Annotated in this window: 13 protein-coding genes and 1 tRNA gene; 12 read left to right on the forward strand and 2 right to left on the reverse strand. The window is 40.0% G+C overall.

Annotated features, from left to right (window positions below; all coding sequences use genetic code 11):
- Window positions 1–101: 101 nt before the first annotated feature.
- On the reverse strand, window positions 102–1,397 hold the full coding sequence (locus tag SB660_RS12625) for a homocysteine synthase (protein ID WP_058014470.1): 1,296 nt from the start codon (window positions 1,395–1,397) through the stop codon (window positions 102–104).
- Between the two features lie 773 nt (window positions 1,398–2,170).
- Here SB660_RS12625 and SB660_RS12630 point away from each other — a divergent pair.
- The 7 genes from SB660_RS12630 (at window position 2,171) to SB660_RS12660 (ending at window position 6,791) form a co-directional block, all read left to right on the forward strand.
- Window positions 2,171–2,383 (forward strand): hypothetical protein, encoded by a 213-nt coding sequence (locus tag SB660_RS12630; RefSeq protein WP_003211695.1) that lies wholly within the window; start codon window positions 2,171–2,173, stop codon window positions 2,381–2,383.
- 115 nt (window positions 2,384–2,498) lie between these two features.
- Window positions 2,499–3,245: an ABC transporter ATP-binding protein gene (locus SB660_RS12635; RefSeq protein ID WP_058014468.1), complete on the forward strand. Its 747-nt coding sequence runs from the start codon at window positions 2,499–2,501 to the stop codon at window positions 3,243–3,245.
- Window positions 3,223–4,689, forward strand: coding sequence for a hypothetical protein (locus tag SB660_RS12640; protein WP_410582816.1), 1,467 nt, complete (start codon window positions 3,223–3,225; stop codon window positions 4,687–4,689). Before SB660_RS12635 ends, SB660_RS12640 begins: the two co-directional genes overlap by 23 nt.
- Window positions 4,673–5,578, forward strand: a complete 906-nt coding sequence (locus SB660_RS12645; RefSeq protein ID WP_058014466.1) for a PqqD family protein — start codon at window positions 4,673–4,675, stop codon at window positions 5,576–5,578. The genes SB660_RS12640 and SB660_RS12645 overlap by 17 nt, the downstream gene beginning before the upstream one ends.
- The gene (locus tag SB660_RS12650; protein ID WP_058014465.1) at window positions 5,575–5,856 is read left to right on the forward strand and encodes a hypothetical protein; all 282 of its coding nucleotides are present in this window, start codon (window positions 5,575–5,577) and stop codon (window positions 5,854–5,856) included. The genes SB660_RS12645 and SB660_RS12650 overlap by 4 nt, the downstream gene beginning before the upstream one ends.
- Before the next feature lie 80 nt (window positions 5,857–5,936).
- Window positions 5,937–6,590, forward strand: a complete 654-nt coding sequence (locus SB660_RS12655) for a putative periplasmic lipoprotein (protein ID WP_410582819.1) — start codon at window positions 5,937–5,939, stop codon at window positions 6,588–6,590.
- Window positions 6,591–6,717: 127 nt separating this feature from the next.
- Window positions 6,718–6,791 (forward strand) — tRNA-Gly (locus SB660_RS12660).
- Window positions 6,792–6,889: 98 nt separating this feature from the next.
- On the opposite strand, the gene SB660_RS12665 is transcribed toward SB660_RS12660, so the two are convergent.
- Window positions 6,890–7,486 (reverse strand): hypothetical protein, encoded by a 597-nt coding sequence (locus tag SB660_RS12665; protein WP_410582821.1) that lies wholly within the window; start codon window positions 7,484–7,486, stop codon window positions 6,890–6,892.
- Window positions 7,487–7,569: 83 nt separating this feature from the next.
- Between SB660_RS12665 and queG the strand changes: the two genes are divergently transcribed.
- The 5 genes from queG (at window position 7,570) to SB660_RS12690 (ending at window position 13,349) form a co-directional block, all read left to right on the forward strand.
- Complete coding sequence (gene queG / locus SB660_RS12670; RefSeq protein ID WP_180310821.1) at window positions 7,570–8,718, forward strand: tRNA epoxyqueuosine(34) reductase QueG; 1,149 nt, start codon at window positions 7,570–7,572, stop codon at window positions 8,716–8,718.
- A gap of 61 nt (window positions 8,719–8,779) precedes the next feature.
- The gene (locus SB660_RS12675; protein WP_061407193.1) at window positions 8,780–9,682 is read left to right on the forward strand and encodes an amidase domain-containing protein; all 903 of its coding nucleotides are present in this window, start codon (window positions 8,780–8,782) and stop codon (window positions 9,680–9,682) included.
- Between the two features lie 43 nt (window positions 9,683–9,725).
- Complete coding sequence (gene trmL, locus SB660_RS12680) at window positions 9,726–10,199, forward strand: tRNA (uridine(34)/cytosine(34)/5-carboxymethylaminomethyluridine(34)-2'-O)-methyltransferase TrmL (protein WP_099679980.1); 474 nt, start codon at window positions 9,726–9,728, stop codon at window positions 10,197–10,199.
- 169 nt (window positions 10,200–10,368) lie between these two features.
- Complete coding sequence (locus tag SB660_RS12685; RefSeq protein ID WP_058014462.1) at window positions 10,369–11,076, forward strand: YrpD family protein; 708 nt, start codon at window positions 10,369–10,371, stop codon at window positions 11,074–11,076.
- 377 nt (window positions 11,077–11,453) lie between these two features.
- Complete coding sequence (locus SB660_RS12690) at window positions 11,454–13,349, forward strand: PrkA family serine protein kinase (protein ID WP_058014461.1); 1,896 nt, start codon at window positions 11,454–11,456, stop codon at window positions 13,347–13,349.
- Window positions 13,350–13,474 lie beyond the last annotated feature (125 nt).

The raw sequence follows: 13,474 nt of genomic DNA on the forward strand, positions 1-13,474 counted from the left end.
TGATGTTTTTATCAAAAAAATGTGAAAACCCCACTTTTACTTGAAGTAAAGGTGGGGTTTGTCTACGGTCTGAAAGCACACTGAGGTGTGCTTTTTCTATTTCATTCAGCCTGGCTTTTTGTGATCGCCTGTTCAAGATCTGCAATAATGTCTTCAATCGCTTCTGTTCCGACAGATAAACGAATAAGCTCTGGTGTGACACCTGTCGCTTTTTGCTCTGCTTCACTTAATTGCTGATGCGTTGTACTGGCAGGATGAATAATCAGTGATTTAGAATCGCCCACATTTGCAAGGTGTGAGAACAGCTTAACAGAATCAATGAGCTTTTTACCAGCTTCTCGTCCACCTTTAATACCAAATGTGAGAATGGCGCCTTGTCCTTTTGGTAAATAGGTTTTAGCAAGCTCATAAGATTCATGGCTTTCAAGTCCTGGGTAGCTTACCCAATCTACTAGAGGATGATCTTGTAAGAATTGCGCTGTTTTTAACGCATTTTCACTATGTCGCTCGAGACGCAGATGCAAAGTTTCTAAGCCTTGGAGAAGTAAAAATGAGTTGAAAGGTGACAAGGCTGCTCCTAAATCACGTAAGAGCTGTACACGTGCTTTTGTAATATAAGCCGCTTCTCCAATTGCTTCGGTATATGTCAGGCCGTGATAACTTGGATCTGGTTCAGTCAGCCCTTTGAACTTATCACTGTCGTCCCAAGGAAACTTGCCGCTATCCACAATGACACCGCCAATTGATGTACCATGACCGCCAATGAATTTCGTAGCGGAATGGACAACAATGTCTGCACCAAACTCAATCGGTCTTAATAAATAAGGACTTGCGAGTGTATTATCCACAATAAGCGGAATATGGTGCTTGTGTGCAATGGCTGAGATGGCTTCAATATGTAGAATGTCGCCTTTAGGATTCCCAATGCTTTCTGCATACACTGCCTTCGTTTTGTCTGTAATCGCTGCTTCGAGTTCTTCTAAATTGGATGAATCAACAAATTTCACTGTAATACCGAGTTTTTTGAGTGTATGAGCAAATAAATTGTACGTGCCTCCATATAGGCTGCTGGAGGAGACAATTTCGTCACCAGCTCCTGCAATGTTTAAAATAGAATAAGTGGTCGCTGCTTGTCCAGAAGAGACAGCGAGTGCACCAATGCCGCCCTCAAGCTCGGCGATCCGTTTTTCAAAGACGTCATTTGTAGGGTTCATAATGCGAGAATAAATATTTCCGGGTTCCTGCAGTCCGAATAAATTCGCAGCATGCTCACTATCTCTAAAACCGAAAGAGCTTGTTTGGTAAATAGGAACGGCTCTTGAATAGGTTGCTGAATCAAGCTCCTGACCTGCGTGAATGGCTTTTGTTTCTAAACGGAATGGACGTTCTTCTGACATGTGTGTATCCTCCTTTTGTTAGATAAAACCAACTACTTTGATAAGAAATATTTAATATGACTATAAAACTTGTTTCATGCTTGGTCAATCATTTTTTAGATAAATCTGAAAAAATAATCAATAAAGTTGATGGGCCTTTTTTATTTCAATGAGAAAGGGTGTAGATATGCTGAGGAAAAGAGAGATTGTGTTATTAGAGAGTACGGATCAGTTTTTTTTTTTGAAAGCAGTACAGCTAGTGAAGTCATTGGAATGCCAATGCTGTAAGTTGCTTTTTCATAGAAAGAAGCGAATCATATGTTGGATGTTACTCAAGAAAAGAAAGGGCTTTTTTCCCAATGGACTTTCTTGTATATACATATTTTAAGTGACAAGAGAAGAAGGAAAATAGACTCACTCTTTTGTCGGAATTATCAGTAAATATTTCACAAATGGTGTTTTAACGACATATAATCAGGACTTTTTTATCTGATATATCGGGGGAATTCTTTCTATTTCACAAAAAAGAAAGCATATATAAAGGGATTGATAAATAAGGACTATTTCAAAAAAGGGAGAAAAAAGATGGTTTCATTGCCATTATATGGGTTTTGTGGTTCTTAAGGGGTGGGAAAATCTAGATAATAAGATAGGGTTTCTACACTTAAAAGTGAAGAATTGAATAAAAAGTCACATTTTACTCGAAAGTACGTTTGGTCAAAAATGGGATCTTCTGTTGATGTTTGGAGAGTGAAGCCTATGATACGATCATCATAAGCTGGGAGGTGAAAAGTATGACTTATGCAGCGCCGCAAGTTGACTATTCCACTATGGAACCTGCTATTATGGACCAAGCTTGGTTCTTAGTATTTGTTGCTGTCCTTCTTGGATTGGGAGCAACAGTTGTTCTAGGAGCAGCAGTTTGGTGTTTAGCAAACGGCAAGGGTAGCTTTACAGGAGCCGTTCAGTGGGAAAGTGGCTTAAAAGTCCAAATTGAATGTAAGTAGCTATACTTAGGATTCATCTTTTTACTTCTATGAAATGACACCAGGGCTAAACCGTCTGTGGCGGGCGGTTTAGCCTGATCTGTTTTTAAAGAATATGCAGACACTTGGAGGTTATATGTTTACGATCGAGAAATTAACCAAGACGTATAAAAATAACGTGACTGCTGTCAATGATTTTCATTTAAAGATCGCCCCTCATCAAATCGTTGCTGTTGCTGGACCGAATGGTTCCGGTAAAACAACGATGATTAACTGTATACTCGGCATCATTAAGCATACAGAAGGAACGATTCTGTTGCAGGACGAGACAAATGACGAACCATCCTTTAAAAAACAAGTAGCCTATGTTCCAGATGACCTGCTGCTTCCTGAAGCATTGACTGGTGCTGAATATTTAGATTTTGTTTCTTCTATGTATGAATGTAAAACAATTCATAGAAGAAATCAACTAATTGAACTGTTTGATATGGACTCGGCTTTATCAAGACCGATTGAAACCTATTCACATGGTATGAAAAAAAAGACACAGCTGATTGCCGCCTTTATGCTTGATAGTCAATTGGTGATCATGGATGAGCCCTTTAGAGGACTTGATATTGAAGCGGTTATAAACACAAAGAAACTGATGAAGCGTTATGCCGAGCACCATGGTGCGATCTTGCTTTCAACGCATGATATGCTTTCAGCGGAAGAGCTGTGCCACAAAATCGCCATTATTTCTAAAGGAAATAAAATGGATGAAGGAACGGTCTCAGCCTTAAAGGAGAAATATCAATCAAGTACATTGGAACAGGTGTTTCTGAAAGCTTCAATGTTAAGTGATAGGGGTGCACATTTTGATGAAATCATTAATCATTTCTAGAATGATGCTTAAAATGTGGCAGCAGGAGATGTATAAGCTCTTTGATACTCAGACGAAGCGAATCATTGTGATCTTATTCTTTTTATTTGCCATCACAATGGGCGCCATCATCGGATATAGTTTTACGGGCGTCTTTATGAAGGCTTTCTTAAATGGAGATGAACGTTCACTTGGATTACTTGTTGTATCAATGGCGATCAATGCATCCATCTTTACAAGCCTGTTATTCATTTTGATCAAGGTCAGAACGCCTGAGCAAGACCGTTTTTCTATGCAGCTAAGCTGGTTCCCGCTTTCTACCTTTCAGAAAAGCCTTGGGTACTTTATCCCGATGGTGACAGTGGTGGCAGGGCTTGTTTTATTTTTTATCGGTATTCTGCTTTTACCTAATTTTATTGCCCAGGGAATAGGTATTTTCTTTATCTTCACGTTCTTTTTGATGGTGATTTTGCAATCGCTTTTTGTCTTAATGCTTTTACAGCTCATTTATAATATGACCTATTTGGTCGTACTGAAATTAAAATTACCGTTGCAAAAATTTGCAGCGATCTTTGTTTTATTAGCACTAGTTGTGGCGTATGGAATGACGCACTTTAATATCAGTCAAATTCAGCAATCATATATACAGTTTGATTATCATTTGATGTATTTTACAGCACCGTTTTTCTTAGCGGCTCAAGGAATGTCTCCTGAAGGGGTAAACTATGTAATTTTGATTCTGTTTATCCTTTTATCGGCGGGCGGCGCCTTTCTTTCTCTTGCGATGATGCCGATTATGGCAGAAAAAAAAGCGTTAACCTTTTTAAACAAGCTGCCATTTTCTTCTTCAAAAAAATGGTCACTTATTGTAAAGGAAATGAAATCACAGGTGCGAAATGAAGAAAACATTTTAAACTTTCTCATTCTCCTCATTGTGATCTTATTCGTCCGTTATCAATTTGGATTCCGCTTTGAAGAAGAAGCATTTTTTATTCTCTGCGCTCTCGCTGGATTAACCGCCTTCAATTCATTTGGCAATGATAAACGAATGCTGGGGATGTACAAAACGTTTGGCCTAAGGTCTTGGGAAGTGGCTCTGTATAAGTTTATCGGGCTTTTGCTTGTTGGTGTACTGCAAATTGCAATATTTATGCTGACAACGCTGACGCTTCCTGATCAGGTTTGGAACGTATTGATTGGGGCCGCTGTCTTATGCAATGCCACTGCGCTCTTTTATGTGGTAGGTATTTTACTTCCGCTTGATCGGAACAATCCTTACACAGGCATTTTTTCATTTGGAGCACTTATTTTACTCATGATTCCGATTGTTTTTATTGGAAACTATGTCATAGGGGAGTCGAGTCAAACACTTCAGTGGCTGCTTGTAGCTGCATTTGAAGGTCTGCTCATCTTTGCCATATATAAAGGTTTTTCATGGAGGTATTCACATGATTCAACTTCTTAACAATAAGCTAAAGATAGAGCGGGTTCCGGCACTCGCGCCGTATGTGACCTTACAAAAGAGGCATCTCACGGATACGCAGTATGGAAGCACACTCCCGATTAATGAAAGTGCCTATCATATGTTAAAGAAAGTAGATGGCAAAAGAACAGAAGCGAGTATTACCGCAGAGCTCGCTGATTTGTTTCAGGTCGATGAGTCTGTGATTTCTCGTGACTTTTATCAACTGATGATGGGGTTGAATCAGCACCACTTAATGTCTATTCATTATCAATCACCATATCGGGTTGTAACAGCCTGCTGTCAATTTTTTAAACAGTATCAAGTGAAAATGAAGGAACGATTTGATTGCACTGGTCACTCGTTCCTTCACATTTTTGGGACAGCATTGCTCATGGTGACACGTAAAATCATTTTTTTCTGGATGCTTTTTATGGTCATGGCAGGGCTCGCTTTTTTATTCATTCCTGACCGGTCGATTGCAGCCATTGCGATTTATTTTACAATTATTTATTTTGGATTAATTACCGGGACCGCCTTACATGAGGCAGCACACGGCTATGCGCATCGGAAATTTGCGGGACGGGATGGTCCACAAGGGTTTTTTGCGAGTGATATGATGTCTGTGAAATTTGTGAGACCCGTATTAGATCCGTTTCAGAAAAAGCAGGTATGGATTACCTTGCTTGGGCCGCTTGTCCCAGGTGTGATCGGGGCAGCAGGGGTCATTGTGACCGTATTATGTCTAAAAGAAAATCCAATTTCAACAGGCTTCTTTATTTTTTCAATCACGTATTTTATTCAATTACTCTATCTTCTTCCGTTTATGGGGGATGGTAAATCCATTATGAAGCAACTATTGCTTGGGGGAATGGGAGGACAACGATCATGAACGTACAGGCGATGAAACAAGGTGCTATTGTTGGTGGTTTCTTGGGGTTTTTAGGCTTTCCGATGCTGACAATCGGTGTATTGTTTTATCATTTATTTCAATCAAAAACGAATGATGCTTTATTATTTAACAGTCTCGCTTTTGAGATGGAAGGTTCATCCGCATTTACTTTTCAAATCAAGCCAAACTTTTTTATTTATATGATTGTGATTTTTGCCGCGAGTTTTCTCATTGTGGCTTTCTTATCAGCCATGAAGCAGAAAAAAGCGAAAGGTTAGGAGAATTCTCCTAATCTTTTTTTGTATGTAAAACCAAATTTTAGTATAATAGAAAATAAAAAACATCAAAGGGGATCTCAATGTTAAAAAAATGGAGTGTTCTTATATTCACTGTTTTTCTATTAGCAGGATGCGGCGAGAAGGCCGAAGAAACCACGCAAACCGAGAAGACGGTATCTACAATAAACACGGAGTCTACTAACAAGAAAGTAACCATTGAACAAATGAAACTGACAAAAAAAGAAAAGAGCTTACTAGAAGCATCAACCACTAATGAAATGGTGGCTTTAACAATAAAAGGATTAACGAAGAAGGATAAGAGTATTACGTTTATCGGGAGTCATTATAAAAATGGCCGATTAGCTAATAAGGAAGCATCATCTGCCACCTTTACTTTACATCAGGATGGAACCGACCAAACGATGAATGTGCTCTTACAATTAAGACATGAGAAAGATACATATGAATCACAATTTAGTATGTGGTCAGACAACAAGAACGAGGGAATGACGAAAGCGACGGCAAGCTTTCCGTTCAAAGTAAGTGACTATGTTTTCTCTGCTCAATCTGAAACTGTCAAAGTCTCTTCTGGAGGAAAGGCACTGATTGCGTACACAGCGGCAATGGGGAAAGACGGAAATTCACCGATGCTTGAAAAGATTGAGAAAAATCCTAAGCAAGCGCTGAAGAATAAGTCACATGCCTACTTATTTTATATCCAACTCGATAAATAACTATCGTAATATATACGGAGAATATGAAGTTTTTTGACGGAAATTCTTCATATTCTCTTGACGAATTGTTAAGAAAGTTGTAACATAATAAAAGTCAACGCGATGACGTTGCTTTTTAAAAATTGATGCGGGTGTAGTTTAGTGGTAAAACCTCAGCCTTCCAAGCTGATGTCGTGAGTTCGATTCTCATCACCCGCTCCAATACATAGTTTTGTTTATAACGCAGTATTTCGTTTCTTAGATAAACGAAGTGTTGCGTTTTTTATTATGTCAGTATAATGTGAAAAAGCACTGTCAAGCTACAGTGCTTTTTCAATAAGTTCATATTTACTTTCTCCACCATGTATTTGTACAAACATCTTCGTCAAGGATTGAATGAGAGCTTCACTCTTTTCCCGGGAAATAGATGGCGGAAACAGGATGATTTGCAAAATGTTTTTTGTTTCTTGAGAAATGTGAGCTTTACTTGGTTGAGAAAATAATTCCTTAAGTCCTGCGTTGTCCTGCCATTCAATGTGACCTCTTTCATATTTTGCTAGTGAAAGCGGCTCTTCTATTCGATCAGCATCGAATGTCAGGATAGGCAAGAAATATTTTAAAGAGAAAAAGATCGACAAATCCTGTACGGAATTGGTCGAGTCAATAAATTGTTCTTTTTGGATATCAGCAAGAATTGGCAAGAAAGGGATGTCTTTTAAAAGATCCATCCATTCTTTGATTGCTGGTACTTCTTCTAAGACTTTATCTTCGTATTCAAAAAATAAAGATTCTTGAAACAGGCGGAGCCTGCCTTTTAACATTTGCGGGGAAGTGCCAACTTCAATATGCGAATATTCAATCTGTCCAACATGGATAGACGGGTTTTCAGGATGAGAAATTTCCATATGTATCTTCACAGTGACTCACTCCAATCGGTCATGATACACTCGTATTATACTGAAAACAATAGAATAAACAAAGAAAGGAGGTTTGCAAGGTGATTCATGTTGGAGAATTAAAAGAAGAATTGATTCAATATGCGAAAGAAATTGGTGTTGATAAAATCCGATTTGCAAGTGCTGATACATTTGATTCATTAAAAGACCGCCTCATCTTACATGAATCGTTAGGGTATTTGTCAGGCTTTGAAGAGCCTGATATCGAAAAACGAACAAACCCTTCTTTGCTGCTTCCGAAGGCCAAATCAATTGTTGCGATAGCGCTCGCGTATCCTTCCAAAATGAAAGATGCTCCTCGAAGTACAAAGGATGCAAGAAGAGGGATCTTTTGCCGTGCTTCTTGGGGAACAGACTATCATGTTGTGCTGAAAAAAAAGCTCGATATGCTCGAAGAATTCTTGCGAAGCAAACATGCCGATATACGAACAAAGTCAATGGTGGACACAGGGGAACTGTCCGATCGTGCAGTAGCGGAACGTGCTGGCATAGGTTTTAGTGCGAAGAACTGTATGATTATCACGCCAGAGTTTGGGTCTTACGTGTATTTGGCTGAAATGATCACAAATGTCCCATTTGAACCGGATGAAAAAATTGAAGACCAGTGCGGAACGTGTAATAAATGTGTAGATTCATGTCCAACTGGTGCACTTGTAAATCCAGGACAGCTGAATTCTCAACGGTGTATTTCCTTTTTAACGCAAACAAAAGGATTTTTGCCTGACGAATTTCGTTCGAAAATAGGAAATCGTTTATATGGGTGTGATACGTGCCAAATTGTCTGCCCGATCAATAAAGGAAAGGACTTTCACCTGCATCCTGAAATGGAGCCGGATCCTGAAATTGCGAAGCCGCTCTTAAAACCGCTTCTTACGATCAGTAATCGAGAGTTTAAGGAAAAATACGGTCATGTTTCAGGTTCATGGCGGGGGAAAAAGCCGATTCAGCGAAATGCGATTTTGGCACTTGCACACTTTAAAGATACATCTGCCTTACCCGTGTTGATTGATTTGATGCACAAGGATCCGCGGCCTGTTATTCGGGGCACGGCTGCTTGGGCAATAGGGAAAATTGGTGATGTGGAGCTGCTCCCAGAGCTGGAAAAAGCCCTTGAGCGGGAAAGTGATGAAGAAGCGAAACAAGAAATTGTTAAAGGGATGGATCTTTTACAGACACCTTTAAATACTAAATAACATCCCTATGAACATAGAATGAACCAAACAGAGATTTTAAAAAAAGTTTGGTGGTGTCTGTGTGAAACAATTATTAGAGCAAACATTAGAAGACAGGCTTGGTTATTTATTAAATGGGAGTGCAATCAAACAGCCGCAGCTGATGTCTGATGTGGAAGCAGTCGAACGGAAAAAAGAGCTTTTTGCTAGAAGACAGGTGGAAATTGTCAAAGCGAAAGCCAAAGCAACACTCCTAGATTCATCGATTCAGGATGACGGTGCTCAGCATGTGCAGTATCTCGCTCATCTCACTTATGTATGCAAGGATGTAGACGATTCTTTTTATTTAGAGGAACAGGTAGAAAAAAGAGAAGCGTTCCTTTACAACGACATGCTTGTAAAAGATCGATTGATGATAGAAGAACGTCAAATGGAAGAGCAAGTGGATGAGCGCTTTCAGACCGAAGAACAGTTTGGGAGAGCCTTTCACTATGACCGGCGGGCAGCCGTGCAATATGCGGAGACCTACTGGAATAAACGAAATCCTGCCTATAAAAATTTTGAAGATAACTGCACAAATTTTATTTCACAATGCTTGAAGGCAGGGAATGCGCCAACGAGAGGATATCCGAACCGCGGATCTGGCTGGTGGGTGAGGCCGCATACGTGGAGCTATAGCTGGACAGTAGCTCATTCGATGAAAAATTATTTAGCGAATTCGAAAGCGGGTTTAAGAGCAAAGAAACTAAAAGAAGCGCAGGAGCTTCAAATTGGTGATGTCATTTGCTACGATTTTGAGGGAGATGGCAGGTATAATCATACAACCATTGTCGTCGATCACGATAAAGGCGGGATGCCTCTTGTGAATGCTCAGACATATGACAGCCGTATGCGTTATTGGTCGTATGAGGATTCGACCGCCTATACACCAGCTATTCGTTATATGTTTTTTCACATTTTGGACGATGCCGCAAAGGATAGTTAATGGTATAATGTTGAGCGGAAAAGAAAATTAGAGGTGAACTTTTTTGGGACTTCATGTCGTTTTATATCAACCAGAGATTCCAGCTAATACTGGAAATATTGCGCGTACATGTGCAGCAACAAATACAACCCTTCATCTGATTCGTCCGCTTGGTTTTTCGACAGATGATAAAATGCTGAAGCGTGCAGGACTCGATTATTGGAAATATGCCAATGTGGTCTATCATGACTCGCTTGATGAATTGTTTGGGGCTCATCCGAAGGGACAATTCTTCTATATTACAAAATTTGGCCAAAAGCCGCATACGACATTTGATTACTCTCAGCTAGATGAAGACTATTTCTTCGTTTTTGGCAGAGAGACAAGTGGATTGCCGAAGGATTTGATCGAGCGGAATATGGACCGCTGCCTTCGTTTACCGATGACAGAACATGTTCGTTCTCTGAATCTATCGAATACGGCAGCAATTCTTGTGTATGAGGCACTTCGCCAGCAGCAATACCGTGATCTGATTTAAGGTCATCATGAAAGCCGGGATACTGATCTCGGCTTTTTTATATGAAATAAGAAACAAAAAGGAGGAAAATACGACACTTTTATACTTTTTTTGACATGTAAAAAAATAGGTAGTATGATAGATTGTGATAACGCTTTCAAAAATTGAATCCATTAGGAGGAAAAATGAGATGAAAAAGCTACTGATCACTAGTGCCATTAGTTCAGCTATTTTAATGGGGACGATTCCAGTCAGTATCCCAGGTCTCTCTCTAACGCAGGAAATAGAAGCAGCGCAACTATCGAAAGGTATCGGCGGGCGTACTTATATCAATAGCAATGGATCTATATTGGTCACAAAGATTCAACTCCCTTCCGCAATAAGTGTGTCAAATGGGACAGCTTATATTTATTCTGGGTTCACAGGATCAAAGGAAGCGGATATTGGTCTTCAATACAGTTCAACTTATAATGTGTGGAAACCTACGATGAAAGTAGGAGCAAATAATCAAGAGACATATATCGAAGGGAAAAATGACTTTACGTATACAAAAGGATTTAAGCCTGGAAGTACTGTGCAAATGACCATTTACAAAAACTTGAATGGACATACAAGAGCAACGTTCTGGGGGACAAATAATGTTGGTTATACCGGGCGTATCATCACGGAAATCCAAAACTCAAACATTGGCTCTGTGACGAAGTGGAAATTACTGTCCACAGTAGCAGTGACTGACGATATCTACCGGAAAGATATTCGTGCGAACTTCTCTACTCGTTTTACTGACATTACATTAGACAGTCGTGCCGTCACACCTGTGATTGATACGCAAGACTTTACGTCCATTCAGGTATCAGGAAATACAGTGAATATGCAGGTGCTAAAAACAACGAACTAAATGAAAAAAGGATGTTCCGCTAATGGAACATCCTTTTTTTCATTTACCAGGCTTGCCTTCGTAGCCAGCTGTGAAAATGGATACTAAAAACGTAATGATGACGCCCATCATAATGACCGTTCTCATATAAGCTCCCCCTTATCCCTTTGTTTCGATCGCTGCCTGTTTCATATGATGTGAAGTTCGCCTCTGAAAAGCAGGAGAAGAAGATCATTTTTCTCCTGTTTTTCCTTTATTATGAAGGGTCTTGCGGATGGTTGTCAATTCAGTTTGCCAATTCGTCATTTTGAAGAACGAAAGCATGTAATAGGACGCCTCCGCATAGATTGTAAAACAGTATCTGATTACTTGCTTCAATCTTGAAAGAGGAGGTTCATATGGATATTTTAAAGAAAATCGAACAGCACAGAGAAGAAGAGCAGCGTCTTAAATGGGAAGGCACATTTGGCGAGTATTTAGACATAATAAAGGAAAATCCACTTGTCGCTCAATCTGCTCATTCTCGCGTTTATCATATGATTAAAGACAGCGGGATTGAAGAGGAGAATGGGGTCAGAACGTACAAATTTTTTGATCAGGAGCTTTTTGGATTAGAGGAATCACTCGAAAGATTAGTGGAGGAATATTTTCACCCTGCTGCCAAGAGGCTCGATGTGAGGAAGCGTATTTTGTTATTGATGGGACCAGTGAGCGGGGGGAAATCTACGCTTGTTACTAGGCTGAAAAGAGGACTAGAAGAATATTCACTGACAGATAATGGCGCAGTCTATGCGATCAAAGGCTGCCCAATGCATGAAGATCCGCTTCATCTTATTCCGCAAAATCTGCGGGAGGATTTCTATAGAGAGTATGGCATTCGTGTGCAGGGGAATTTGTCTCCTCTCAATACGATGAGGCTGGAAGAGGAATATGGCGGACGAATTGAGGATGTAAGGGTTGAACGGATCTTTTTCTCAGAGGATAAACGGACCGGTATTGGTACCTTTAGTCCGTCTGATCCGAAATCTCAGGACATTGCTGATTTAACAGGGAGCATCGATTTTTCAACCATTGCTGAATTTGGATCAGAGTCAGATCCAAGGGCCTACCGCTTTGATGGAGAACTCAATAAAGCAAACCGCGGGATGATGGAGTTTCAGGAGATGTTAAAGTGTGATGAGAAATTTTTATGGCATCTTCTGTCATTAACACAGGAAGGAAATTTTAAAGCAGGCCGTTTTGCCTTGATTAGTGCAGATGAATTGATCGTTGCTCATACGAATGAAACCGAGTACAGGTCATTTATTTCAAATAAAAAGAACGAGGCCTTGCATTCAAGAATTATTGTGATGCCAATTCCTTATAACTTGAAGGTAACAGAGGAGGAACGCATTTATCATAAAATGATTTCAGAAAGTGATGTCGCAGGTGTGCATATTGCCCCGCATACACTGAAGGTGGCAGCGATGTTCTCCATTTTGACAAGACTCAAAGAGCCGAAGCGTTCTGATATTGATTTGGTGAAAAAAATGCGTCTGTATGACGGAGAAAGTGTCGAGGGCTTCCAATCTGCTGATATTGATGAGATGAAAAAGGAATTTCATGATGAAGGGATGAGCGGAATTGATCCGCGGTATGTCATTAACCGCATTTCCTCCACCATTATAAGGAAGAATATGGAATCTATCAATGCGCTGGATGTCCTTCGTTCGTTAAAAGAAGGGCTCGATCAGCATCCATCTATCTCAAGCGAGGACCGGGAGCGCTATTTGAATTTTATTTCTGTTGCGCGAAAAGAGTACGACGATATTGCGAAGAAGGAAGTACAAAAGGCATTTGTGTATTCCTATGAGGAGTCAGCGAAAACGCTCATGGATAATTACTTAGATAATGTCGAGGCCTATTGCAACAAAAACAAGCTGCGTGATCCATTAACCGGTGAAGAAATGAATCCTGATGAGAAGCTTATGCGTTCAATTGAAGAGCAGATCGGGATTTCTGAAAACGCCAAAAAGGCTTTCAGAGAAGAAATTCTGATTCGTATTTCGGCTTATGCGAGAAAGGGCAAACGCTTTGATTATAATTCTCATGAGAGATTGCGTGAGGCGATTCAGAAGAAGCTGTTTGCTGATTTAAAAGATGTGGTAAAAATCACGACGTCAACGAAGACACCGGATGAACAGCAGCTGAAGAAAGTGAATGAAGTAGTGGCTAGATTAATTGATGAACATGGCTATAATTCAACAAGTGCAAATGAACTTTTAAAATATGTAGGCAGTCTTCTCAATCGTTAATAAATGAAGGAGGCATTATTGGCGCACCTGCACCGGTAATGTCTTTTTTAGAAATGACCGTCAACTTGGGTGACGAGCAGCATAAGATAAAGGAATCGGTGGTTAGAAGAATAGTGCAAACAGGT

Origin of the sequence: Bacillus sp. SIMBA_005 (genome assembly GCF_046535585.1) — a bacterium.
In the GTDB taxonomy this organism is placed as follows: domain Bacteria; phylum Bacillota; class Bacilli; order Bacillales; family Bacillaceae; genus Bacillus; species Bacillus pumilus.